The sequence below is a fragment of the Luteibacter jiangsuensis genome (genome assembly GCF_011742555.1).
Lineage (GTDB): Bacteria > Pseudomonadota > Gammaproteobacteria > Xanthomonadales > Rhodanobacteraceae > Luteibacter > Luteibacter jiangsuensis.
In genome coordinates this window covers 41,314-64,067 of sequence record NZ_JAAQQR010000005.1, presented here as the reverse complement: position 1 = coordinate 64,067, position 22,754 = coordinate 41,314, and the positions used below count along the sequence as shown (strand labels likewise).

General features: G+C 66.3%; 24 protein-coding genes and 1 tRNA gene. 14 read left to right on the top strand and 11 right to left on the bottom strand.

Annotated elements, in window-relative coordinates; all coding sequences use genetic code 11:
• Positions 1 to 4 precede the first annotated feature (4 nt).
• From HBF26_RS12330 to HBF26_RS19870, 3 genes are read left to right on the top strand one after another with little or no spacing between them, the layout of a single operon-like run.
• Positions 5 to 838 carry a CheR family methyltransferase gene (locus HBF26_RS12330; RefSeq protein ID WP_167126762.1) on the top strand — a complete coding sequence of 278 codons (834 nt, stop codon included), beginning with the start codon at positions 5 to 7 and terminating at the stop codon, positions 836 to 838.
• Positions 835 to 1,308: a chemotaxis protein CheD gene (locus HBF26_RS12325; protein ID WP_167126759.1), complete on the top strand. Its 474-nt coding sequence runs from the start codon at positions 835 to 837 to the stop codon at positions 1,306 to 1,308. Before HBF26_RS12330 ends, HBF26_RS12325 begins: the two co-directional genes overlap by 4 nt.
• A 10-nt stretch (positions 1,309 to 1,318) precedes the next feature.
• Entirely contained in the window at positions 1,319 to 2,818 is a 1,500-nt protein-coding gene (locus tag HBF26_RS19870; protein WP_167126721.1) for a chemotaxis protein CheW, read from the top strand.
• Here the strand turns inward: HBF26_RS19870 and HBF26_RS12315 are convergent.
• Together HBF26_RS12315 and HBF26_RS12310 are read right to left on the bottom strand one after the other, a co-directional pair.
• Positions 2,815 to 3,162, bottom strand: a complete 348-nt coding sequence (locus HBF26_RS12315; protein ID WP_167126718.1) for a zinc ribbon domain-containing protein YjdM — start codon at positions 3,160 to 3,162, stop codon at positions 2,815 to 2,817. The genes HBF26_RS19870 and HBF26_RS12315 overlap by 4 nt on opposite strands.
• Positions 3,163 to 3,224: 62 nt before the next feature.
• Positions 3,225 to 4,166, bottom strand: coding sequence for an AraC family transcriptional regulator (locus HBF26_RS12310; RefSeq protein ID WP_205287631.1), 942 nt, complete (start codon positions 4,164 to 4,166; stop codon positions 3,225 to 3,227).
• A gap of 95 nt (positions 4,167 to 4,261) precedes the next feature.
• Between HBF26_RS12310 and HBF26_RS12305 the strand changes: the two genes are divergently transcribed.
• From HBF26_RS12305 to HBF26_RS12295, 3 genes are all read left to right on the top strand, one after another.
• Complete coding sequence (locus HBF26_RS12305; RefSeq protein ID WP_167126712.1) at positions 4,262 to 5,236, top strand: oxidoreductase; 975 nt, start codon at positions 4,262 to 4,264, stop codon at positions 5,234 to 5,236.
• Between the two features lie 87 nt (positions 5,237 to 5,323).
• Positions 5,324 to 6,148 (top strand): AraC family transcriptional regulator, encoded by an 825-nt coding sequence (locus HBF26_RS12300; RefSeq protein WP_167126709.1) that lies wholly within the window; start codon positions 5,324 to 5,326, stop codon positions 6,146 to 6,148.
• A gap of 18 nt (positions 6,149 to 6,166) precedes the next feature.
• Positions 6,167 to 7,273, top strand: coding sequence for an alpha/beta hydrolase family protein (locus HBF26_RS12295; protein ID WP_240151329.1), 1,107 nt, complete (start codon positions 6,167 to 6,169; stop codon positions 7,271 to 7,273).
• Here the strand turns inward: HBF26_RS12295 and HBF26_RS12290 are convergent.
• Positions 7,270 to 7,884, bottom strand: a complete 615-nt coding sequence (locus HBF26_RS12290) for a TetR/AcrR family transcriptional regulator (RefSeq protein ID WP_167126706.1) — start codon at positions 7,882 to 7,884, stop codon at positions 7,270 to 7,272. The genes HBF26_RS12295 and HBF26_RS12290 overlap by 4 nt on opposite strands.
• A gap of 100 nt (positions 7,885 to 7,984) precedes the next feature.
• Between HBF26_RS12290 and HBF26_RS12285 the strand changes: the two genes are divergently transcribed.
• Together HBF26_RS12285 and HBF26_RS12280 are read left to right on the top strand one after the other, a co-directional pair.
• Positions 7,985 to 8,713: an SDR family oxidoreductase gene (locus tag HBF26_RS12285; RefSeq protein WP_167126704.1), complete on the top strand. Its 729-nt coding sequence runs from the start codon at positions 7,985 to 7,987 to the stop codon at positions 8,711 to 8,713.
• 248 nt (positions 8,714 to 8,961) lie between these two features.
• A complete protein-coding gene (locus HBF26_RS12280) occupies positions 8,962 to 9,735 on the top strand; it encodes a COG4705 family protein (RefSeq protein WP_167126701.1) in 774 nt (257 codons plus the stop codon).
• A gap of 38 nt (positions 9,736 to 9,773) precedes the next feature.
• On the opposite strand, the gene pdxR is transcribed toward HBF26_RS12280, so the two are convergent.
• Positions 9,774 to 11,180: a MocR-like pyridoxine biosynthesis transcription factor PdxR gene (gene pdxR, locus HBF26_RS12275; RefSeq protein ID WP_167126698.1), complete on the bottom strand. Its 1,407-nt coding sequence runs from the start codon at positions 11,178 to 11,180 to the stop codon at positions 9,774 to 9,776.
• A gap of 92 nt (positions 11,181 to 11,272) precedes the next feature.
• On the opposite strand from pdxR, the gene HBF26_RS12270 reads away from it, so the two are divergent.
• From HBF26_RS12270 to HBF26_RS12250, 5 genes are read left to right on the top strand one after another with little or no spacing between them, the layout of a single operon-like run.
• A complete protein-coding gene (locus HBF26_RS12270; protein WP_167126695.1) occupies positions 11,273 to 11,683 on the top strand; it encodes a cupin domain-containing protein in 411 nt (136 codons plus the stop codon).
• An 8-nt stretch (positions 11,684 to 11,691) separates the two neighbouring features.
• A complete protein-coding gene (locus HBF26_RS12265) occupies positions 11,692 to 12,153 on the top strand; it encodes a carboxymuconolactone decarboxylase family protein (RefSeq protein WP_167126692.1) in 462 nt (153 codons plus the stop codon).
• A 17-nt stretch (positions 12,154 to 12,170) separates the two neighbouring features.
• Positions 12,171 to 12,815, top strand: a complete 645-nt coding sequence (locus tag HBF26_RS12260) for an HD domain-containing protein (protein ID WP_167126690.1) — start codon at positions 12,171 to 12,173, stop codon at positions 12,813 to 12,815.
• A gap of 23 nt (positions 12,816 to 12,838) precedes the next feature.
• Positions 12,839 to 13,561 carry an SDR family oxidoreductase gene (locus tag HBF26_RS12255; RefSeq protein WP_167127311.1) on the top strand — a complete coding sequence of 241 codons (723 nt, stop codon included), beginning with the start codon at positions 12,839 to 12,841 and terminating at the stop codon, positions 13,559 to 13,561.
• A 43-nt stretch (positions 13,562 to 13,604) separates the two neighbouring features.
• On the top strand, positions 13,605 to 14,594 hold the full coding sequence (locus HBF26_RS12250; protein ID WP_167126687.1) for an NADP-dependent oxidoreductase: 990 nt from the start codon (positions 13,605 to 13,607) through the stop codon (positions 14,592 to 14,594).
• On the opposite strand, the gene HBF26_RS12245 is transcribed toward HBF26_RS12250, so the two are convergent.
• A complete protein-coding gene (locus HBF26_RS12245; protein WP_167126684.1) occupies positions 14,591 to 15,640 on the bottom strand; it encodes a permease in 1,050 nt (349 codons plus the stop codon). The two genes, HBF26_RS12250 and HBF26_RS12245, sit on opposite strands and share 4 nt — an antisense overlap.
• A gap of 83 nt (positions 15,641 to 15,723) precedes the next feature.
• Between HBF26_RS12245 and selD the strand changes: the two genes are divergently transcribed.
• The gene (selD, locus tag HBF26_RS12240) at positions 15,724 to 16,764 is read left to right on the top strand and encodes a selenide, water dikinase SelD (RefSeq protein WP_167126681.1); all 1,041 of its coding nucleotides are present in this window, start codon (positions 15,724 to 15,726) and stop codon (positions 16,762 to 16,764) included.
• Between the two features lie 23 nt (positions 16,765 to 16,787).
• On the opposite strand, the gene HBF26_RS12235 is transcribed toward selD, so the two are convergent.
• The 6 genes from HBF26_RS12235 to fdxH form a co-directional block, all read right to left on the bottom strand.
• Positions 16,788 to 16,883, bottom strand: a tRNA-Sec gene (locus HBF26_RS12235).
• An 11-nt stretch (positions 16,884 to 16,894) separates the two neighbouring features.
• The gene (gene selB, locus HBF26_RS12230; protein WP_167126678.1) at positions 16,895 to 18,826 is read right to left on the bottom strand and encodes a selenocysteine-specific translation elongation factor; all 1,932 of its coding nucleotides are present in this window, start codon (positions 18,824 to 18,826) and stop codon (positions 16,895 to 16,897) included.
• Positions 18,823 to 20,232: an L-seryl-tRNA(Sec) selenium transferase gene (gene selA / locus HBF26_RS12225; RefSeq protein WP_167126675.1), complete on the bottom strand. Its 1,410-nt coding sequence runs from the start codon at positions 20,230 to 20,232 to the stop codon at positions 18,823 to 18,825. The genes selB and selA overlap by 4 nt, the downstream gene beginning before the upstream one ends.
• A 4-nt stretch (positions 20,233 to 20,236) precedes the next feature.
• Positions 20,237 to 21,169 carry a formate dehydrogenase accessory protein FdhE gene (gene fdhE / locus HBF26_RS12220; protein WP_167126671.1) on the bottom strand — a complete coding sequence of 311 codons (933 nt, stop codon included), beginning with the start codon at positions 21,167 to 21,169 and terminating at the stop codon, positions 20,237 to 20,239.
• Entirely contained in the window at positions 21,166 to 21,825 is a 660-nt protein-coding gene (locus HBF26_RS12215) for a formate dehydrogenase subunit gamma (RefSeq protein WP_167126668.1), read from the bottom strand. Before HBF26_RS12215 ends, fdhE begins: the two co-directional genes overlap by 4 nt.
• Positions 21,822 to 22,745, bottom strand: coding sequence for a formate dehydrogenase subunit beta (gene fdxH, locus HBF26_RS12210; protein ID WP_167126665.1), 924 nt, complete (start codon positions 22,743 to 22,745; stop codon positions 21,822 to 21,824). Before fdxH ends, HBF26_RS12215 begins: the two co-directional genes overlap by 4 nt.
• Positions 22,746 to 22,754 lie beyond the last annotated feature (9 nt).

Below are 22,754 nucleotides of genomic sequence, written 5' to 3'. Positions count from 1 at the left end.
CACGATGTTGAACACCGAAGCCATCGCCGGTCCGGATACCCGCCACGCCATGCTCGCACGCGTGCATCGCTACACGGGCATCGTCATGGCCGAGCGCAAATGGACGCTCCTGCATGGGCGGCTGCGCAGGCGCGTTCAGGAGCTTCAGCTACAGAGCTACGATGAATACCTCGCTGTGCTGGATCGTTCGAAAGACGAAGTCGCACGTTTCATCGATCTGGTGACCACGAACGAGACCTCGTTCTTTCGTACCGCACGGGTCTGGCAGTACCTGACGGACGACTTCTTTCCAGCCTGGTACGGCTCGAACGCCGGCAAGACCATGAACATCTGGTCCGCAGCGGCGTCCACCGGGGAGGAGGCGTACTCGCTGGCGATGACGGCCGAGGAATTCCGCCTGAAGCACCGCGACTTCACATATCGCATCGTAGCCACCGACATCGCGCAAGGCGTACTCGACGTCGGCACGGCTGGCATCTATCGCGGCAGGAATGCCGAGGGACTGAAGAGCAGCCGGCGCGACATGCTGGAGAAGTACTTCGAGCTTCAGGACAACGCTTATCGCGCCCTCCCTGAGCTAAGAAACAACATAGCGTTCCGACAGCACAATCTGTACCAGGGCCTTGGCGGACCGGATCGTTTCGACCTGGTCCTGTTGCGCAACGTACTCATCTATTTCGACGAAACGGGACAGGAGGCCGTGGTGGAAAGCGTGCGGCGGTCGATGGCGCCGAATGCCGTGCTGGTCATCGGAGAGTCCGAGTCCCTGCACCGGATACGGAGCGGCCTCGTCTTCCAGCAGCCGCTCATATACCGAAACTCGGCGCCGGCGACATGACGGGGATCGATGTCCATGTCGGCATGTGCGAGGTGCGGCTTGGAAGTAGCGCAAAAATCCTCCGTAGTACCTTGGGTTCGTGCGTCGGGATCGGCATCCTCTGGCAGAAGAAGGGGTTGTCGGCCCTTGCGCACTGCCTGCTACCGGAGTCCTCAGCCACCCCCAAGGAGGGCTCCGCCAAGTATGTCACCGACGCGATCCCTTCCTTGCTGGCGTTGCTAGGGGCAACGGCCAAGGATCATGAGGAGCTGACCGCCGTGATCGCAGGGGGAGCCCTGATGATGAAACAGACGTGGTCGGCGACGCACGGAAGCATCGGCGAGCTCAACACGCGAGCGGCGAGGCGGCTTCTGGACGATGCCGGCATTCGCATCGTTCACGTCGATATCGGGGGGCATGCCGGCCGCCAGTTGAGCATCCACTGCGACACCCAGCAATACGTCGTCCGTACCTTCGAGCGCATCATATAGGGGATTCACCGTGGGCCTTCCTTTACCCAATGTCGCTGCTCACTCCCGTCACGATATACGACTTTTCGGGTCGTTCCATGTCGGTGGCCTGGAGTTGGCCCTGCCTGTCGACGCGTTGCAGGAGGTAGTGAACCTTCCCGAAGCCATTACCAGGGTTCCGCTTGCGCCCGATTATGTAGCGGGCTTGTTCATGCTGCGAGGTACGATGGTGCCCGTGCTGAGCCTCGACAGGCTTCTCGGTCTTGCGGAAGCCGATAGCGTGCGGGACCGCCGGGTCGCGGTGGTGAAGTCCGAGCACACATTGCTGGGCATTTGCTTCGATCGAACCGGGGAGATGCTGCGGCTGGATAGTTCGCAGGTAGTGTCGTTCGCAGCGGAAGGCGATGCGAACGGCTTGATCGAGGGTGCATTCGATCTGGAGAGCCGTATCGTCCAGGTGCTCTCAGCCACGGCGCTGGCCCGCGTTCCCGGTTTACCCCAGGTGCCGCGCCCGCGCGCTTTCCAGTTGGACCATCGTCGCCGCGCGCCCGCCAGGGTTCGCAAGGTGGTCTCGTTCCATGTCGACGGGCGCCTTCTTGCCATCCCCATGGAGGACATCCACGAGATCGTTCGGCTCCCGACCCTCGAACATTCGGTGCTTTCGGATGCGATGTGTCACGGGTGGCTCGAGCTCCGTGGCGCCGCCGTGCCTGTGGTCGATCTCGCCCGCTTCCTTGGGCTGGAGAGTTCCGGCGCCGTCGAGCACCAGGATCCCGACGTGGAGGACTTGCGGCGTGTCGTCGTACTGCGCAAGGGCGATGGCCATGTGGGGCTGTTGGTGGACGACATCGAAAGCATCGTCAGTTATACGGACGAGCAGCTCCTGCCTCTGCCCATCGTCAGCGGGCAAACGGGAATACTGGGCCACTGCATCAACCGGCGCGCCTCCGGTATGCAGGATGTGACCGTCATCGGCACGGAGGCTCTTTTCGCGGACCCCTACATGGCGCACCTCGCCAAGGGTCACCACGATCTCTATCTTGTGGGGGAAGAGAACACCCGGCGCACGGAAACGCGCAGCAAGCCATCGCGAGAAACGTGGCTGATATTCAGGCTCGATCGGCTGATGGCCGTGCGCATCGAACAGGTCGTCGAGATCGTCGAATCCCATGGCGCCCTGGTGAGACCGCCGGGCGCGCCGCCGCATGTCTGCGGTGTGGTCAACGACGGCAGGTCGCTGACCACCGTCGTCGACCTGCGCACCCTCTACGGCATGGACACGACGGAAAGCCTCGACAACCCGAAGATACTCGTCGTCCAGCACAACGGGCACAGGTACGGGCTGACGGTCGCTTCGGTGGAGAGCATCGTCGGCATCGAGCCGGGCGCGAAGATCCGCATTCCGTCGCTGGTCGCGAATCACCTGGATCCCGAGCTGAAGCAGGACCTCCACGAAGTGATCGACTCGCCGGAGCACGGCAGCGTTCTGCTTCTGGACGTGCTCTCGCTCATGCAACGGCTGACGGGCTAGGCCTTCTTCAGAAAGCAGACCTTGAGTACCAGACCCTTGATCTTGTCCGAGCTACCTTCGATGTGCTCGGCGTCGCCTTCGACGAGGCGGATGTTGCGGATGACGGTGCCCTGCTTGAGGGGAATCGACGACCCCTTGACCTTCAGGTCCTTGATCACCACGACCGTGTCGCCGTTATTGAGGGGATTACCATGGACATCGCGCGTCACGGCACCCTGTTCGTCGATGTCCGCCGGCCGCTGCGGCCACTCGTGCGCACAATCGGCGCAGATGTACATGTCCCCGTCGGGATAGGTGTTTTCCATGCCGCACTGCGGGCACGCGGGGATGGCGGATGTTGTCACGGGGATCTCTGTAGATGTGGGGGCAGGGAGCACCCACGGGTGGGGTGCGCATGTTCACCCGGTTACCGCCGGTGAGACACCCGGCCATTATACGACTGCGACGCTGCGTAGTGGCTGGGCGACACACCGACGATGCGCTTGAACGCATGGCTGAACGCGCTTTCCGACGCGTAGCCAAGGTCGCGGGCCAGCGAAGCGACGGTCGCGTCGCCATGGCGCAAGGCACGTGTGGCAAGGCGCATGCGCCAGTGCGCGAGATAGGCGAGCGGTGCGATGCCGCCGGCCGAGCGAAAGCGCTGAGCGAAGATGGTGCGCGACATGGCCGATGCCTGCGCCAGCTGGTCCAGGCGCCAGTTCTTGCCGGGTGCCGTGTGCATGAGCCTGAGCGCCGGTGCCAGACGCGGGTCCACAGCGAGGCGCAGCCAGCCGGGTCGCACGGCACCACCGGCGGCGAGATGCGCACGCAGCACGTGGATGAACAGCAGATGCGCCAGCTGCGCCGACGCCAGACCGCCGCCCGGCAGGTCCTCGGTGCTCTCGTCCACCATGCGATCGATGATCCAGCGCATCGGTGACGCGTCCGGTGTGTCGCCACGGATGTGGATGAGGGGTGGCAGGGCTTCGGTCACCATCGGCGCGTAAGCCGTGTCGAAACGTACGTGGCCGCCGATCATCAAGACGTCGTCCCCGCCGCCTGCGTCGACGATAGGCCGGGACTGCTCCGCGAATACCGCTTGCGCGTCGATGGGGGTGCGCGAGAGGTCGGAGCCGAGCGTGAAGCGTTCTGGCGCCGTCAGCAAAAGTACGTCGCCGGCCGTGACGCGCGTTGCCGTCGTGCCCTCTGTCTCGAGACCCAGCCAGAGTTCGCCGCGAACCGCGGCGAAGAACTTGAGGCGATCGGGCGCAGGGAACCGCACCGCCCAGTCTCCGCCGGCCGTGAAGCCGCCGGAGACCACGGACTCGGCGCTGGCCAGCCGCAGGATATCTGAGATGGGGTCATTCATAAACGAACGATCGAACATGAATGCCGTATTTTCAAGCATTCATCGTACGGCGGACGGCCACTACCTTGAGTAGCATCTTCCAGGAGAGCTTCCCCATGTCCAGCCACCAGCATCCCATCGGCAGCAGGTTCACCGCCGCCGCCACGGCGTCCGATGTGCTAGCCGGTATCGACCTTTCGGACCGCACGGCTATTGTTACCGGCGGCTACTCGGGCATCGGTGTCGAGACTACCCGCGCACTGCGGGAGGCCGGTGCGCGGGTGGTGGTGCCCGCGCGCGATCTTGCCAAGGCAAGGCGGACGCTGGCGGGCATCGACGTCGAGATCGAACCCATGGACCTGGTGGATCCCGGGTCGATCGACGATTTCGCAGCCCGTTTCCTCAGTACTGGCGAACCACTCCATATCCTCGTTTGTAGCGCCGGCATCATGGCTTGTCCGCTTGCGCGCGATGCACGCGGGTACGAGATGCAGTTCACCACGAACCACCTCGGACACTTTCAGCTGACGGCGCGACTATGGCCTGCGCTGGCTCGTGCGAATGGCGCGCGAGTCGTATCGGTGTCCTCGCGAGGACACCGGATCGCAGGCGTCGATTTCGACGATCCCCACTTCAATTCGCGTCCTTACGATCCCTGGGTGGCCTACGGCCAGTCGAAGACGGCAAACGTGTTGTTTGCTGTCGGCCTGGACGCGCGTGGGCGGTCGGTGGGAATACGTGCCTTCGCCGTTCACCCGGGTGCGATTGTCACGGACCTCGCGCGCCACATGAGCCGGGAAGACCTGATCGCGCGAGGCGCCATCGACGACCAGGGGAGGCCGGTGATAGATCCATCGCGCGGTATGAAGAACGTTTGCCAGGGTGCGTCGACAAGCGTATGGGCGGCCACCGATCCTCGATTGGAGGGCATCGGTGGCGTCTATTGCGAGGACAACGATGTGGCGCCAGTGATGTCCGATGCCGATGCCGCAAACGACCCGACGGGCATGATTCGCGGCGTGAGGCCATGGGCCATCGACCCCGTCGCGGCCGACAGGCTGTGGGGCATGAGCGAATCGCTGACGCGGTAGCAGCTTTCCGGGGCACGAAGAGCAAGCGCGATCAAATGACGGTACCTCGGGTGGTCTAGCATGGGCCTTCGCTGAAGGGGACCACGTATGGCGGCGGTGCAACGTGCGCTTTGGTACATCGAAAGTCATTCGGGACAGGCGCTTGCGCTGACGGACGTGGCACGGGCTGCGGGCGTATCCACGTTTCACCTCTCACGCCTGTTCCAGGCGGCCACCGGGTGGTCCGTGGTCAGATACCTGCGCATGCGGCGGCTCAGCCAGGCGGCGGCGACCCTGGCGGACGGAGCTACTGACATTCTCGATGTCGCGCTGTCGGCGGGCTACGGATCGCACGAGGCCTTCACGCGCGCGTTCCGTGATGCCTTCGGACGGACGCCGGAAGAGGTCCGTAAACAGGCCTCTCTCGACGGCCTGGACACCGTTGCACCCCTGCGTGTGATCGAGGAGCCGGCGCCCGCGCTGGCGGCGTTGCGTGTCGAGACCATCGGTCCGCTATTGCTCTCGGGCGTCAGCCGTCCGTACCGGGCAAGCGACACGGCAGGTATTCCCGCCCAGTGGCAAGACCTGTTCGGCCAGCTGGATGGTCGCGCTCCAACTGCGCCGGCGTATGGCGTGTTTGCGGCCGGGGACGACGATGGCTGCGTGGAGTACCTCGCCGGCCATCCCATATCGCGCCTCGCCGAGGCCCTGCCTGGCCACCACACGCTGCGGCTCGCACAACGACGCTATGCAGTCGCGAGGCACGCCGCGCACATCGGATCCATCCCTCTCACATGGCGAGCCATGATGGACGAGTGGTTGCCCGCGTCGGGTCTGCGTGCCATCGATGCCCCCGATTTCGAGCGTTACGACGCATCGTTCGACACCGCGACCGGCGAAGGCGGCGTGGATATCTGCGTACCCATTGAATGACGTGCCGAAGGACTTCCGATGAATCGACTGACCCGCGTTCTCGTCCTCACCGCCGCCTGTCTGGTCACGGGCACGGCAGTGGCAGCCGTCGGCGAGATGCATCGCTCCACCACCACGCCGACCGCCGCCCTCCGTGACGCATCGGGTTCGCCGCGTGTCGCCATCACCGTCTGGTATCCCGCCACCGACGGCGCCATCGAAAAACCGTTACTGATCGGGCCACCCGACCGGCCGCTTTTCGACAGCGGCAGGGCCGCGCCGGACGCACCCGTGGCGAACGGCCGCCACCCGGTGGTGCTGCTCTCGCACGGCTTCGGTGGCACGGCCAGGATCATGGGCTGGTTCGGCACGACATTGGCCGACGCCGGTTTCGTCGTCATCGCGGTCGATCACCCCGGCAGCAACGCTCGGGGCCCCATCACCGGTGCCGGCGCCGCGTTGTGGTGGGAGCGGGCGGAAGACCTGAAGGCCGCCTGGAACGCGATGCGTCGGGACGACGTTATCGGACCGCACCTGGATGCGTCACGACTGGGCGTTGCCGGCTTCTCCGCGGGAGGTTTCGCTGCACTGGTCGCGGCCGGCGCGCGCGTCGATGTCGATCATTTCGTGGCGTTCTGCAAGGCGCATCCCGACGATGGGGTGTGCGCGCCACAGCTCGAAGCGCCCTCACTCGCGGCCCGCGATGCCGACGCGGCCCTCGCCGATCCGAAGATTCGGGCCCGCCTCGCCGACGCACCCGCGGATCATTCCATACCGGGCGTGCGCGCCGCCTTTGCCATGGCGCCGGCGCTGGTCCAGGCGCTGGATCCCGCGTCGCTGCCACGTATGACGGTACCCGTGTCTATCGTGGTGGGTGACGCGGATACGGTCGCCCCTGCCGCGACCAATGCGAGCGTCGCGGCCCAAGCGATTCCTGGCGCCCGTGAAGACGTGTTACCCCTCGTGACGCATTACGACTTCCTGGCCACGTGCCAGCCCGCCGCGCGACAGGTGGTGCCGCAGTGCGCGCAGGCGAAGCACCAGGCCGCGGCCCACGATGCCGCCATCCGTCAGGCCCTGCAGCTGTTCAAGGGCATGACGCCGCGGGCAGCAGGGCAGGGTACGCCTGTGCCACCGGCACGTTAGGATCGCGGCCTCGACGCGCCGACAAGGTACGCCTTGCACATCAGCGGCAGTTCGCTGCGCAGCGTGGCGACGGATGCCGGCGAGGCGTCGCCCTCGAGTACCGCGCGTACCGTGCCGACCATCAGGACACGCAACGCGTAGGTCACCTTGTGGAGGTCGTCGAACGTCGCGTCGCTGACCGTCGCCAAGGCGCGGAAGATGATGTGCTCGGCACGCTCGACGATGTCGTCGACCAGGGGCGCCGTCTCCAGCTCGGCGGCCACAACGTAGAGCGCCCGCGTACCCGGCATGCCCCGCAGCTTCGCGTCGAGGTAGGCACGGCTGAGGCCTTCCGCCATCTGCGCCACGGGTTTGCCGGAGAACGCATCCGATGCGTTCTGAAGCGCCTTGATGACCTCCTCGAGGTAATCCTCGAGCACCGCGTAAAGCAGGGCCTGCCGGTGCGGAAAGTACTGGTACATGGTGCCGACGGAGACGCCTGCCCGAGTGGCCACCCGGGTCGTGGTGAGGCCGTGGTAGCCGTCGGTCAGCAAAACCTGAATCGTGGCCTCGAAAATGGCCGCGACGGTGGCCGCCGAACGGGCCTGACGGGGTGTTTTTCGCGGCTTCAAGGCATCGTTTGGGGCGACTGGCATATGCGAATGTAAAAGCCCGGCGGAGGTTCCCAACTTAGCTGGGGCGGGTCGTCCGCTTGTTCAACAGGAACCCTTCATGACACAGCAACACCGCATTACCCTCATCACCGGCGCCAACAAGGGCATCGGTCTGGAAGTGGCTCGTCAGCTCGGCCATGCGGGCCACACCATCCTGCTCGGCGCGCGCGATGCCGGCCGTGGCCAGGCCGCCGTGGACCGCCTGCGCTCCGAGGACATCGAGGCCCGGCTGGTATCCATCGACCTGGGTTCGTCCGAATCCATCAAGGCCGCTGCGGCGGACATCGAACGCCGGGAGGGCCGCCTCGACGTCCTCGTCAATAACGCCGCCATCGTCGATCCCGCGGATGGCCCGGCCGGGGCAGCCGATCTCGCCGCCGTGCGCCGCATCTTCGACACGAACTTCTTCGGCACCGTGGAAGCCACGCAGGCGCTGATTCCGCTGCTTCGCAAGTCCGACGCCGCCCGCATCATCAATGTGTCCAGCAGCCTTGGATCCATCGCGCTGAACGCGGACCCCGACTGGGAATACGCCGCCGTCAAGTACTTGGGATACAACGGCTCGAAAGCCGCCCTGAACCTCTTCACCGTCATCCTGGCCGCGGAACTGAAAGACGCCGGCATCCGGGTGCACGCCGTGAACCCGGGCTACACCGCCACCGACCTCAACGGGAACAGCGGCCACCAGACGCTTGCCGAAGGTGCGCAGGAGATCGTGCGGCTCGCCCAAGCCGAAGGCGGCGAGACCGGCACGTTCACGAGTAAGGATGGGACCGAACCGTGGTAGCGATGATGAGCGGCCAAGTTACCGGTCGGTAATGTCATCCTTGACCAAGGGTACGAACGCGGTCCGCGGATAGACGCGGCCGCGTTTGATGGTCATCAGCACGGACCTGAGATTCTGCAGGCCCGCTCGCACGCGGGCGAGAGTGCCCTCTCGTTCGCGATGGCGAACATTCTCCATGCCGGCGACTAAGGGCGATCTAAGTGTCCGCGCCTAGGGTAAACCGACAGCTAGTCTCACCGGTGCCCCCGATGCAGCGAGAATCCGTCTACAGCAAGGTCCCTGAGGTCGTACTCAGCTTCTGGGTCATCAAGATCCTGGCCACCACCTTGGGTGAGACCGCCGGTGACGCGGTGTCGATGTCGCTTGGCCTGGGCTACTTGCTCAGCACAGGGATCTTCGCCGTGGTTTTCGCCATAGCGGTGGCCGCACAGATACGCGCCACCTCATTCCATCCGGCACTGTATTGGGTGACGATTATCGCGACCACGATCGTCGGCACGACGCTTGCGGATTTCGCCGACCGCTCGCTGGGCATCGGTTACGCAGGGGGCGCGGGAATCTTGCTGGCCCTGTTGCTGGCCTCGCTGATCACATGGTACCGGGTCGTCGGTTCGGTCAGCGTGCAGACCGTGGTCTCCACGCGCAGCGAAGTGTTCTACTGGATCACCATCATGTTCTCGCAGACGCTCGGCACCGCCCTGGGCGACTGGACGGCCGACAGCATGGGCTTGGGTTACCTGGGCGGCATGGCCATCTTCGGCGGCCTGCTGCTCGTCGTGGCGCTTGCTTATTACATGACCCGCGTGTCGCGCACGCTGTTGTTCTGGACTGCCTTCGTCCTGACCCGTCCGCTCGGCGCCGTGGTCGGCGACCTGTTGGATAAGCCGACCGATCATGGTGGACTCGCTCTAAGCCGCTACACGGCCTCGCTCGTCCTGATAGGGCTTATCGCCTTGGGCATCATGCTCTTCGAGCAGCGCCCGGCGCGCGGGGAAGTCTTCAAGCAACCGACAGACGGCTGAGCGTGCATCCCTCCGCGGCGATCGCCCATTCGGGCTCATCATTCTTGGCGGCGTTTGCTGATCAGATCGTGCAGCCGCTCGCACGCAACCGATAGTCTGGCCTCGTCCGCGGTGGCGATCCCCAACAGCAGACCGGATGTCGGCACGCTGCCAGGCGCGAACCAGCCCGACAGCGGCTCGGGCGCCAGGCCCAGCGAGCGGGCTTCTTTCGCCACGGCGGCGTCGGGCACACCGTCGGGCAGGCGCAAGAGCGCGGCGAGGCCGCCGATCCGCACGTCGTAGCCCTTGCGCTCGAGTGCCTTCTGCAGCGCATCGCCCCTTGCGGAATAGATGCGCTTCATCCGGCGCAGGTGCCGCATGTAGTGCCCTTCGCTCATGAAACGAGCGGTGGCGTGCTGCACGGCGGGGCCGGGCGCCGACCCGAGACACAACACCGCCTCGGTGAACTTGTCCACCAGATCCGGTGGCGCGACGATGAATCCCAGCCGCAGGGCAGGGCTGATGGTCTTGCTGAACGATCCGATGTGGATGACGCGGCCGCTTTGGTCCAGCGAAGCAAGCGCGGGCGCAGCGCGACGCCGAAGCTGCAATTCGCCGAGGTAATCGTCCTCGATGATCCATGCACCGTTTTGCGCGGCCCACGCAATCAGTGCCACCCGCCGCCCAAGCGACAGCGTCCCGCCAAGTGGCGCCTGCTGGCCCGGTGTGACCAGGGCAAGCGCGGCATGCGGAAACCTCTCAATACCGTAGTCGACGTCCATGCCATCGTCGTCCACCGGTATTGGCACGGGATCGAGCTGAGCGAGTTTCAATGCACGGCGGCTGTGGAAGAAACCCGGGTTTTCCATCCAGGCCGCGCCGCCTGCCAAACCGAGGACCCGTAGCGTTATCTCCAGTGCCCCGGCGAAACCCGCCGTCACGAAGATCTGCGAAGGGCGACATTCGACACCCCGCGCGAGCGCCAAATGCGCGGCGATCTCGCGGCGAAAGGCCAGTTCGCCGCGCGGATCGGGGTAGACCGCCGGCGACATGACCTCCTGCCGGGCCGCATGGGCGCGTAGGCGGGCGAAGAGGCTGACCGGGAAGCTGTCCGAGGCCGGCACACCCATCTGGAACATCGCCGGACCGGCGAACAGATGCTGATAGAGCTCCGGCACTTCGGCGTCGTTGGCCGGTGCCGATCGGGTGGCTGTGGGGTGGTCGGCCACACGCGTTCCGCCGGGCTGCGACGAGACGATGACTTGTTCGTCAGCCAGTCGCTCATAGGCCGATTTGACCGTGCCACGGGCCACGCCCAGCTGTGCCGCCAGGGCCTGCCAGGACGGCAATCGGGCGCCCGGCGCCAGAGCGCCACTGCGGATGGCGGCAAGCACGCCCAAACGAATCTGCTCGGTCAGCGTGGATGCGGCGGACCGGTCGATACGGATGTCGAGCGCGTGAGGCATGCCGCATGGTACAGCCAAAATAGAGGTTTTTGGTTCTTTGCAGTGCACCGTGCCGGGCGCAAGATCGTCGTCATTCCGAACAGGAGCGAACCATGCCGACGAAACGCCTGATTGCCGCGCTGCTGGCCACCGCCGCACTTGCCGGGGCTGCCTATGCGCAGGCTCCGAAAGAAACGGTGCAGCCCAACTTCTCGCACGTCATCCCCAACCTGCCGGGCAAGTCGCTCGTGGCGGTGGAAGTGAACTATCCCCCGGGCGGAGCTTCCTCGCCGCACCGCCACGCGGGTTCCGCCTTCATCTACGCCTATGTGCTTTCCGGCGAAATAGAAAGCCAGGTCGACGATGGCCCCGCGCGGATCTATCACACCGGCGAATCGTTCTATGAAGCGCCGGGTGCGCATCACGGCATCAGCCGCAACGTGAGCAAGACCCAGCCCGCCAAGCTGCTGGCCGTGTTCGTCGTCGACACCGGCGAGAAACCCCTCACCACCCCGGATAAATAGGTATCACCATGTCTCCCCGCATCGATTACGTTCACGTCGCGCCGGCAGGTGCGAAGGCGCTCGGCACGGTTTACGGTTACATCATGCAGTCTGGCCTCGATCCCATCCTGGTGGATCTGGTCTATCTGCGCGTCAGCCAGATCAACGGCTGTGCCTACTGCCTGGACATGCACACCCGCGACCTGGTGAAAAAAGGCGTCGGTATTGAAAAGCTCGCGCTGCTGCAGGCATGGCACGAGGCCGGTAAGGTGTTCAGCGAGCGCGAAAAGGCGGCACTCGCCTGGGCCGAAACGGTGACGCGCGTTGCGGAAACCAGCGTGCCCGATAGTGCCTTCCAGGCCGCTTCGACCGTCTTCAGCGAAAAAGAGCTCGTGGACCTGACCTTTGCCATCGGTCTGATGAACACCTACAACCGGCTCGCCATCAGCTTCCGCAATCCGCCAGAGGCAGCGCTTCGCGCGGAAGGCTGAGCATGGGAACAATGCACATGTCCACCCCAAAGGTCTCTGGTCTCATCATCCCCGACAGCCGGATCGCTCGCGAAGCGACGGAGCTCCTTCGCGATATGGGAAGCGACATGCTGTTCGTGCACTCCATGCGAGTCTACGCCTGGGGCGCGTTGGCGGGCGAACGCAACCACCTGACATTCGATCCGGAGCTGCTCTACGTGGGCGCCATGTTTCACGACCTCGGCCTGACAGAGCGCTTCCATGGCAGCGCATTGCGTTTCGAAGTGGATGGCGCGAACGCGGCGCGCGAATTCCTTCGCAGCCAAGGCATTCCGGAGCAGAGCATCGACAAGGTGTGGAGCGCGATCGCGTTCCACACCACACCCGGCATCCCGCAGTTCATGCACCCGGAGGCGGCGCTGCTGCACCTCGCCGCAGGCATGGACGTGGCCGGCCGTTCCTATGATCAGTTCACCGACGCAGAACGCGAGGCCGTCACGGCCGCATGGCCACGCGAGAGGGGCTTCGAGCACGCCATGATCGATACCTTCTACGAAGGTCTGAAGCATCGCCCGGACAGCACGTTCGGTACATTCAACGACGACTTCCTCGCCTTCAAGGACCCTACGTTCCGCCGTGGCGATATGTGCAGCATCATGCTGCATTCGCCCTGGGTGGGGTAGGGCAACACCAACAGGAGCAAAGCATGTCTTCCCGTACATTCCTCGTTACCGGCGCAAGCAAGGGCATCGGCCGTGCCTTGTCCGAGCGGCTGGCCCAGGATGGCCACCGCGTTGTCGGCATCGCGCGACAGGCCGGCGATCAGGATTTTCCGGGTGAGCTCGTCGCGCTCGATCTGGCCGACCGCCAAGCCACCGAGCGGACCGTGCGCGACCTGGTTTCGCGCCATGCCTTCGATGGCGTGGTCAACAACGTTGCCACGGTGCGTCCGCAGCGCATCGGCGACATCGACCTGAACGATCTCGACGCCACCCTCGCACTCAACCTCCACCCGGCAGTGCAGGCCGTGCAAGCGCTTCTGCCGGGCATGCGCGAACGCGGCTGGGGCCGCATCGTCAACATATCCAGCCTCACCATCCTCGGAATGATCGAACGCACCGCTTACGCGGCCGCCAAGAGCGCCATGGTCAGCTTCACCCGCTCATGGGGACTGGAACTGGCGCGTACCGGCATCACGGTCAACGCGGTTGCGCCGGGCCCGACCGAAACCGTGCTGTTCCGCGAGAACAATCCGCCGGGGAGCGAGGGGGAGAAGCGTTATCTCGCTTCCGTTCCCATGAACCGGTTCGGCAAGCCGGAGGAACTGGCGGCGGCGATCGCGTTTTTCCTGTCGGAGGAGGCTAGCTTTATTACGGGGCAGACGCTTTTTGTGGACGGCGGCGCCTCGATCGGTAAGTTGGCATTTTGATGGGCCCAGGTCGACATTGGGACACATCAGTCGGAGCTAAGCCATGAAAGCTGCTTGGATTATGGCGCCCAGCGCCGGGGACTTTTCCATCACCGTCGGTGACGCCGACGCACCTGTGCTGGCCGACGACCGGATTCTGGTCGATGTAGAGACGGTCGGACTCACGTTTGACGAGCCCAAGTGGGGCACGAATGGCAGTCTACCGTTACCCGACGGCTCCATGCGGCCGTTGCCCGTCATCATCGGGCACGAATTCGCAGGACGTGTTGCGAGGGTGGGCTCGGCGACATCGGGTTTCGCCGTCGGGGATCGGGTCTTTGGACTCATCGACTTCTGGCGCAATGGTGCCGCAGCAGACCAGGCGAGCGTGTTGCCTGGCGAAATTGCGCACGTACCCGCAGCTGTAAGTAGCATCGACGCCTGTACCCTTCCCATCGGGGCACTTACCGCGTGGCAGGCGCTCTTTGACTTCGCCCAGTTGAAGAAAGGTGAGACGGTGCTCATCCATGGCGGTGCCGGTGCCGTGGGAACCTTCGCGATCCAGCTTGCGAAGGACGCCGGTGCCCGCGTGATCGCTACCGCACGCGGTCAGGCCGCGATGGCGCTCTGCCGGGCACTGGGTGCCGACCATGCGATAGATACATCGGTGGAGCGTTTTGAAGACGTCGCCGGTCCGGTGGATGTCGTCTTCGATACGGTGGGCCACGAATTGCTCGAACGTAGTTGGTCGTTTTTGCGACGGGGCGGCCGATTGGTGACCATCTCCGGCGAGGCAGAAGATGCGCCTTCGCCCGAGCGCGCAGCGGCGCTGGGCATCGAGGCGTACTGGTTCATCGTCGAGCCGAACCCGAAGCAGCTGGATCAGATCGTCAAAAAAGTAGAGGAAGGCCGGATCGCCGTTCAGATCGACCGGTGTTACCCGTTGAGTGATGCTCACAGGGCGTTCGTGGAAGCAGAGAACCGGGCCAGGCAGGGGAAGACCATCCTGGTAGTACGCGAATCGCGGGCGCAGTCGGTGCCGGCTAGGCCCTAAGCCCACAACGCCGCGGCGATTGCCGCGGCGAATACCCCGAACGACACCACTGCGGCCGCCAGCGACAGCAGCAGGCGCAAGGGCAGGGAGCGTCCCAACATCGCCAGCGACGGCAGGCTGACCGGAGGCAGGGTCATCATCAGGGCGGCAGCCGGAGCCACGCCCATGCCGAGCGTGAGCATCGCCTGGACGATCGGCACTTCGCCTGCCGTCGGAATCACGAACAGCATGCCAGCCAGTGCCAGGGCGAGCACCCAGAACCATTCGTTGCCGATGTCCGGACCGATATGCGGGAACATCCACGCACGCGCCGCGCCCAGCAGGAGCACGATCACCAGATATTCGGGAATGAGCCGCAGCGTCATGCCGCCGAAGATCCGCATCCAGCGGACCGCGGTCTGGCCCAGCGTGCGGGGCTCGTCTTCCTCCCGCGGCACCTGCACGGCGACGTGGTCGGCGGGCGCGGCGACACGATTCGCCAACCAGCCGAGGCCGAACACCATCGGCACGCTCAGGGCGAGACGCAACGCGGTCCATTGCCACCCGAGCACGAAGCCGGTGAAGACGAGGGTGGCGGGGTTGAGCATGGTGTTCGACAACCAGAAGGCCACCGCCGCGCCCGGCGCCGCATTCTGCCGGCGCAGGCCCACGACGACCGGCGCCGCGCAGCAGGTGCACATCATGCCGGGTATCCCGAGCAACCCGCCGGCCAGCGTGCTGCGGAAGCCGCTGCCCGCGAGTGCGCGGTGCACCGCGCTTGCGGGGATGAGCGCCTGCACGGCCGAGCCGATCAGCAGGCCGAGGATCATGGCCTTCCAGATGGCCTTTCCGTAGGCCAGCGCATAACCGAGGGCCGCGTCCCACGAGGGCGTGGGGGCCGCGTCCGCCGTACCCATGAGGATCGACGAACCGATGGAATGATGGGCCGCCGCGTCGAAGGCACGGCCGTAGTAGGGGTACCACTTCACGTAGAACAGCCCCGCCACCACGAGCAGAGCGAAGACCGACCAGCGCATCGTGCGGGAGCTGCGAAATGCCACACTCATGACCGTCCCCTCGGGAAACATGCGTGCGTTATGCTGCCGCATAGGATGACGACCGCGCTACCTCGCCTTTGGTGGAACCTGCCATGACTTGTGTCCGTTTGACCGAACTTGCCCATGGCGGCGGCTGTGGCTGCAAGCTCGCACCGTCGGTGCTGCGCGAATTGCTCGCCGATCGCGCCAGGGCCATGCCCTTCTCGCAGCTCTTGGTGGGCACCGAATCGAGCGACGACGCGGCGGTCTGGCAGGTCGATGAGCGCACCTGCGTCATCGCCACCACCGACTTCTTCATGCCGGTGGTCGACGACCCTTACGACTTCGGGCGCATCGCGGCCACGAACGCCCTGTCCGACGTGTACGCCATGGGCGGCAAGCCGATCATGGCTCTCGCGATCCTCGGCATGCCACTCGACAAGCTGGACACCGGCACCGTCCGCCGCATCCTCGAAGGCGGTGAGGCGGTCTGCGGGGAGGCCGGCATCCCCGTGGCGGGAGGCCACTCCATCGATTCGGTGGAGCCGATCTACGGGCTGGCCGCGATCGGCCTGTGCGTGCCTTCCGAGGTTCGGCGCAACACCGGCGCACGCGCCGGCGACGCGCTGATCCTCACTAAGGGCATCGGCGTCGGCGTGTACTCGGCAGCGTTCAAGAAACAGCAACTGCCCGAGGATGCATACGCCGAGATGATCGCCTCGACGACGCTCCTCAATCGCATCGGGCACGAGCTGGCGAAGGACGACGACGTGCATGCGATCACCGATGTCACAGGCTTCGGCCTCCTGGGCCACGCGCTCGAAATGGCGCGTGGCAGCGGCGTACGCATCCGCATCGACGCCGACAGCGTGCCGTGGCTGGCCCGGGCCGAAGCACTGGCGCAGGCCGGCTTCATTACCGGTGCCTCGACGCGCAACTGGAACAGCTACCGCGACGGCGTCACTCTGGACCGCGCGCTTCCCGACTGGCGTCGCCAGTTACTCACCGATCCGCAGACCTCCGGCGGCCTGCTGGTGGCCTGCCGCGCCGATCGCGCCGACGCCCTGCGCGATGCCATCGAGGCGGCCGGCTACCCGCGCGCTTCCATCGTCGGCGCGGTAGTGGAAGGCGACGCCGGCGTCACGGTGGCCTGACAAGGTCCGAATGTCGCGATCGATGGCGGAAGAGAATGGGAGTCGAACCCACCCGAGGCAGACTGGCTGCCTCACCCGGATTTGAAGTCCGGACGCCCCACCGGGGACGATTCTCTTCCAGAGATGCCGGCTACGGCGGAGCCGGTGCGTAGAGGTCGTCATAGCGCGGCTGCACACGTCGCAACGTGTCGCGTTTGAGCATAACACCCTGGCGTTCGAAGAACTCCAGGATCTGGATGGCTACCTTGCGTCCGCAGTCGAGACGATCGCGGAACGCGGGGGCCCCGAAAAATCCGTCCTGGGTCTCCGCGGATACGTCGAGTGCGATGCCGACCATCTCGTGCATCGTTGCGCGCAGGAAGTAGTGATCGTGCGCAACCTCGACAACGGAGCCGAGGCGGCCGACGAAGCGCAACAACTGTCGCACCTCGTCCTCGGGCCGCCGCAACTCGCCGGCGATGTCGCGCACGCGCGGCGGGCGGAAGCGTGCGGGGCCGCCGAGCAGGGGTTCGATGGCGGCCCAGAGCGATTCGCGCGCCGCCCCCATCTGAACGCTGTGGCTGGCCAGGCGCACGAACGCGCCGTCGCGGACGACGGCACCAACGAGGTCTTTATGCTGCAGCGCCATGGCCAAGGTGGCTGCCGGAAGACGGGGCACGACGGAGACGCGCAACTTCTCGCGGGCCAGGCCGGGCAGGTCGGGGTGCGCGGCATGGAAGGCGACGAGACGCTCCACGACGGCCGTCACGAAGTGGCGCCACGCGTCATCGCCGAGCACGATGCGCTCATCGCCCGTGACGAACATGTGCGCCATCGGCGGTAGCAGGGCATCGCGTGCTTCCGCCGACAGTGCGCGATCGCGCGCGAACGCATCGATGTCACGGGCGTAAGGCGGCGTGTCCAGCAGCGCCGCGAAGGCGGCCCGTGGGTCGTGGTGCGACAGGGCCGCGCGCTCTGCGACACGCTCGGGTTTGCGGCGTTGCCGCTCCGGCGCGCGCAGGTCGATGAAATGGCCTCCGCCGATCGTGCGCCGGGCGGACACGTCGCGCAGCACGAAACGGTCGAAGGCCGCCGCGGCAATAGGGCGGTCGAGCACCAGTTGCACGTCTGCCGCCTGACCTGGGCGCAACTGCTCGCCTTCGAGCGGGACGACGCGCACGCCCACCTCTGTCGCGCCATGGTGCAGTCGCGCGGGGAACCAGGCGGCGATGGCCTTCGATTCGGACGGCAGCAGCGTCATGCGCGCGTCGATGCGATCGGCCGGTGCGTGCAGCGCCGGGTCCACGATCATGTCGCCGCGCTGAATCGCGTCCTTCGTCACCCCCTCGCCCGTCAGGTTGAGCGCGCAGCGGTCGCCCGCGCGTCCGATGTCGACCTGCCGGTTCTGGGCGTGGATGGAGCGCACCCGTGCCGCGATGCCGGAGGGGCTGATCGTCACCGGATCCTTGAGACGCACGCTGCCCGAGAGCACCGTGCCCGTGACGACGACGCCGATGCCGGGAAGGGTGAAGACGCGGTCCGCCGCCATGCGGAAGCGCCCGTCCTCCCGGCGCTCGCCGAGAACTCCGGCCTCGGCGATCAGTCGAGCGCGCAGCGCATCGATGCCTGCGCCGGTGGCCGACGACACCGGGACGATGTCGGCACCGGCGAGCACCGTGCCGCGACACGCTTCGCGAATATCGTTCGCGACGGCGGCGAGGCGCTCGGGCGGCACCAGGTCGGCCTTCGTCAGCGCGACGAGACCGCGTTGCGTGCCGAACAGGTCGACGATCGCCAGGTGTTCCAGTGTCTGCGGCATCACGCCGTCGTCGGCGGCGACGACCAGCAGCGCGAAGTCGATGCCGCTGGCACCGGCGACCATGGTGTGCACGAAGCGTTCGTGCCCGGGGACATCGACGAAGCCGAGCGCCGGCCCGCCGTCGACCGGCAGGTATGCAAAGCCGAGGTCGATGGTGATGCCACGCGCCTTTTCCTCTTTCAGGCGGTCGGTGTCGACACCGGTGAGTGCGCGGACCAGCGACGTCTTGCCGTGGTCGATGTGCCCCGCGGTACCGACGATCACGGGTGCCCCGCGCTCCCGGCGGCGAGAGCGTCGAGGAAGGCCGCTTCATGGCCGGCGTCGAGGCAGCGCAGGTCGAGGTGCAGGGCACCGTCGGCGATGCGACCGATCACGGGTCGAGGCACGGCGCGGAGGCGCGCCGCGAATTGCTCCAGCGCCGTCTGGCTGCCCCGCGCGCGGATGCGGAGGGCCGCGCTCTGCAGGGTGTCGAGCGGCAGTGCGCCCGAGCCGATCTGGCTGAGGCACGTGACGACGTCGACGTCGAACGAGGCACCGAGCCGCGCCGCCACATCGGGCAGCAGGCGCTCGGCCTGGGCGTGGATGGCGGCGGCCTCGCGGACGAGGTAGCGCAGGGTCGGCAGGCGATCGCCCAGGCGGTCGGGGTCGCGATACAGCCGCAGCGTCGCCTCGATGGCGGCCAGCCGCATCTTGTCGACGCGCAGCGCACGCTTGAGCGGGTTGCGGTTGATCTGCGCGATCAGTGCCGCGTCGCCGACGATGAACCCGGCCTGCGGGCCGCCAAGCAGCTTGTCGCCGGAGAACGTGACCAGGCGCGCGCCCTCCGCGACCGCCTCGCGCACCGTGGGCTCCTTCGCGAGGCCGTGGCGCGACAGGTCGACCAGGCTGCCCGAGCCCAGGTCGTTTAGCAGCGGCACGCCGGCTTCGTCGGCGATGGCGGCGAGTTCGCGGGCGTCGACCCCGGCGGTGAAGCCCTGGATCCGGTAGTTCGACGTGTGCACCTTCAGCACAAGGCCCGTGCGCTCGTTCAGCGCGTTTCGGTAGTCGGCCGCGTGCGTGCGGTTCGTCGTGCCGACTTCCACCATGTCCGTGCCGGCGCGCGCCATGATGTCGGGCATGCGGAACGCGCCGCCGATCTCGATGAGCTCGCCCCGTGACACCACCGCCTCGCGACGCAGTGCAAAGGTGTTGAGGCAGAGCAGCACGGCCGCGGCATTGTTGTTGACGACCGTGGCGTCTTCCGCCCCCGTCAGCTCGCGCAACAGGTCGCGCACGTGGTCGTCGCGCTCGCCGCGCGAGCCGGTATCGAGGGAGTACTCGAGCGACACCGGGTGGCGCATGGCCTGCACGGCAGCGTCGACCGCCGCGTCGGCGAGCTGCGCCCGCCCGAGGTTGGTGTGCAGCACGATGCCGGTCAGATTGAACACGATGCGTAAGGAGGCACGGCGCGCGGCCAGTTTTTCGCCAGCTTCGCGCGCTATGCCGGCGGCCGTCGGCACCGGCCGGGCCTCGCGCGCCATGGCGATCCGGACGCCGGCGAGCACATCGCGGATAGCATCCGTGACGACCGGGCGGCCGTGCGCTTCCACGAGTTCAGCCGCCTCGGGCGTGGCGAGCACGGTGGCGACGGCGGGGATCTGGCGGAGCAGGGCGATGTCGGGTTCGGCCATGGGCTCAGGTTGGCGAGAGCAGCAGCGGATTCGGTGCGTGCCTCGAGTATCCCGCTTCGGCGACCAGCAGGTCGAGTCCGAGCGAGGCCAGGTCGTCCGCGTACGGGTCGACCTTCATGTCGCGCAACTGATAAAGCAGCTTGCTGTACGTATGGCAGTCGCCGCAGGTTTCCACCTTCACGGTCTCCGGAGCGCCTTCGATGCCCTGCACGGACAGCTTGCGGGTGCCACCGCAGTGGAGGCACACGGCGCGCACGTGGTTCCACGCGGTGGAGCAGAGCGAGCAGTACAGGTAGCGGGTGCCGGGCGTCGTGCCGCTGGCGGTGATCAGCCCCGCGACCGACGGCGAGCCGCAACACGGGCACAGCGCGCGTTCCTCCAGCAGCCGCAGTTCGTCCACGGGAAGCCGCGCGGCCGAACCCGTGAAGTACACCTGCAGCGCCGCGGCGACGAAGACGGCCGCCGCGGCTTCGTCCGCCGGCACGCGGCCGCGCAGGAAGCGGTCGGCACGCTTTTCGAGAGCGTCGGCGTGGTCCGCGCGCAGAGCTGCGATGGCGTCACGCGCCGGATCTGGAAGGCCCGGTGCGTCCACATGGTCGAGCAGGGCGGCCAGACCCTCGCGCCAGGCCTGGTCGCGCCGATGGCCGTCGGCGGCGAGCGGCGGCAGGCGGGCCTCGACGGCCTGGGCGAGCGCCGCCGGTGCCACTGACGCGTGGGGCTCCTGCATGGCCGCGACCGCGTGCTGTGCGTGCGAAAGCGCGGCCATGAAACGCAGCCACGCCTCCATCGGATGGCCATCAGCCAGTGTCTGCAGGCGGTCCCCGCTGGACGCGAACCGCGCGAGCGGATCCGGCAGGACGATCGGGTCCGGCGCCTTCACGCCGGCGTGCGAGGGGCCTGACCATGTCGCGTTGGGCGGGGCTTCGGCTTGCTTCACGGATTCTTCCTGGGTTCGGTCTTCACCCGCTGGCCCGACGCCAGCTGGTAGAACCACTTGCGATGATGGTGCCACGCCCAGCCGGGCGTGACGTAACCCTGCGTCATGCTGCGCACCGACCCGCGGATCCAGATGGCCGCATAGACGTGCACGATCCAGACGAGGATCGCGGCGATCGCGGCAAGGCTGTGCACCAGCACCGCCACGCGCTGCATGGGGATCGACGTCGCTTCGCCGAAGTACACCTGCCAGATCAGCAGGCCCGAGACGAACAGGGTAGGGATGAGAAGCGTCATCGCCCAGAACACCGCCTTCTGGCCGCTATTGTTGCGGCCGACCGGCGGCACGTGCTCGTCGTCGTTCTTCACCACGCTGACGATGGCCTTCGACCAGGCGGCGTCGTCGCGGTTGAAGAAGTTGTTTCGCCAGAACTGCACGAACATGCCGACCCAGCTCACCAGCAGCCCCACGCCGAACCACGGGTGGGCGGCGCGCGCCCACTGGCCGCTGCCGAACAGGTTCGACAGGAAGAAGAAGTATGGGTGGAAGAAGGACAGGCCCGACAGCACCAGCAGCAGGAACAGCCCCGCGTTGATCCAGTGGTTGACGCGGTTGGCGGTGGTGTAGCGGGTGAAGGCACGTTCCGGACGGGTCATGACGGCTTCTCCTCTTCTTCCTTCATCTCGCGCAGGAGGCGATCGGCCTCGAGTTCATCTTCTTCCTGCACTTCGTTCGGGCCGACGGTAACCCAGTGGAAGAAGCCGAAGATGGCGGCCGCGGCGATGCCGAAGACCGCAAGCGGCTTGATGGCGCCTTTCCACGCCTGCACCAGTGGGCTGATGCGCGGCTTGTCGGGCAGGCCGGAGTAGAGCGACGGCTTGTCGGCGTGGTGCAGCACGTACATGACGTGCGTGCCGCCGACTTCCGGCGGGTCGTACAGGCCGGCCTTCTCGAAGCCGCGGGACTTGAGATCCTCGATGCGCTCGCCGGCCCAGTCCGTCATGTCGGTCTTTGAACCGAACATGATCGCGCCGGTGGGGCACGCCTTCACGCAGGCCGGCTCGAGGCCGACCGACACGCGATCGGAGCACAGCGTGCACTTGTACGCCTTGTGATCCACCTTGCTGATGCGCGGGACGTCGAACGGGCAACCCTTCACGCAGTAGCCGCAACCGATGCACTTGTCGCTGATGAAGTCGACGATGCCGTTGGCGTACTGGACGATGGCACCGGGCGCCGGGCAGGCCTTCAGGCAGCCCGGGTCTTCGCAGTGCATGCAGCCGTCCTTGCGTATCAGCCACTCCAGGTTGCCCTGTTCGTTCTCGTACTCCGCGAACTTCATCAGGGTCCAGACGCTGGGCCCGAGGTCGGCCGGGTTCTCGTACGAGCCTTCGAAATGGCCGATTTCCGGGCGCAGGTCGTTCCACTCCATGCACGCGGACTGGCATGCCTTGCAGCCGATGCAGCGGCTGACGTCGATGAGTTTGGCAACCTGGTCTTCATGGCTGCGGGCCGCGGGAGGCGTGATGGTCGTCGCCGAGCGCCGGACATAATCTTGCGATTGCAGGTCTGACATGGCGTGGAC

Coding starts and splice junctions, on each gene's coding strand:
- HBF26_RS12295 (WP_240151329.1), top strand. CDS start 6,167: ATGAATCGACTGACCCGCGTTCTCGTCCTCACCGCCGCCTGTCTGGTC.
- HBF26_RS12270 (WP_167126695.1), top strand. CDS start 11,273: ATGCCGACGAAACGCCTGATTGCCGCGCTGCTGGCCACCGCCGCACTT.
- HBF26_RS12215 (WP_167126668.1), bottom strand. CDS start 21,825: ATGACCCGTCCGGAACGTGCCTTCACCCGCTACACCACCGCCAACCGC.
- HBF26_RS12285 (WP_167126704.1), top strand. CDS start 7,985: ATGACACAGCAACACCGCATTACCCTCATCACCGGCGCCAACAAGGGC.
- HBF26_RS12255 (WP_167127311.1), top strand. CDS start 12,839: ATGTCTTCCCGTACATTCCTCGTTACCGGCGCAAGCAAGGGCATCGGC.
- pdxR (WP_167126698.1), bottom strand. CDS start 11,180: ATGCCTCACGCGCTCGACATCCGTATCGACCGGTCCGCCGCATCCACG.
- HBF26_RS12245 (WP_167126684.1), bottom strand. CDS start 15,640: ATGAGTGTGGCATTTCGCAGCTCCCGCACGATGCGCTGGTCGGTCTTC.
- HBF26_RS12300 (WP_167126709.1), top strand. CDS start 5,324: ATGGCGGCGGTGCAACGTGCGCTTTGGTACATCGAAAGTCATTCGGGA.
- HBF26_RS12250 (WP_167126687.1), top strand. CDS start 13,605: ATGAAAGCTGCTTGGATTATGGCGCCCAGCGCCGGGGACTTTTCCATC.
- selD (WP_167126681.1), top strand. CDS start 15,724: ATGACTTGTGTCCGTTTGACCGAACTTGCCCATGGCGGCGGCTGTGGC.
- fdxH (WP_167126665.1), bottom strand. CDS start 22,745: ATGTCAGACCTGCAATCGCAAGATTATGTCCGGCGCTCGGCGACGACC.
- HBF26_RS12310 (WP_205287631.1), bottom strand. CDS start 4,166: ATGAATGACCCCATCTCAGATATCCTGCGGCTGGCCAGCGCCGAGTCC.
- HBF26_RS12325 (WP_167126759.1), top strand. CDS start 835: ATGACGGGGATCGATGTCCATGTCGGCATGTGCGAGGTGCGGCTTGGA.
- HBF26_RS12305 (WP_167126712.1), top strand. CDS start 4,262: ATGTCCAGCCACCAGCATCCCATCGGCAGCAGGTTCACCGCCGCCGCC.
- HBF26_RS12260 (WP_167126690.1), top strand. CDS start 12,171: ATGTCCACCCCAAAGGTCTCTGGTCTCATCATCCCCGACAGCCGGATC.
- selA (WP_167126675.1), bottom strand. CDS start 20,232: ATGGCCGAACCCGACATCGCCCTGCTCCGCCAGATCCCCGCCGTCGCC.
- HBF26_RS12330 (WP_167126762.1), top strand. CDS start 5: ATGTTGAACACCGAAGCCATCGCCGGTCCGGATACCCGCCACGCCATG.
- HBF26_RS12265 (WP_167126692.1), top strand. CDS start 11,692: ATGTCTCCCCGCATCGATTACGTTCACGTCGCGCCGGCAGGTGCGAAG.
- HBF26_RS12280 (WP_167126701.1), top strand. CDS start 8,962: ATGCAGCGAGAATCCGTCTACAGCAAGGTCCCTGAGGTCGTACTCAGC.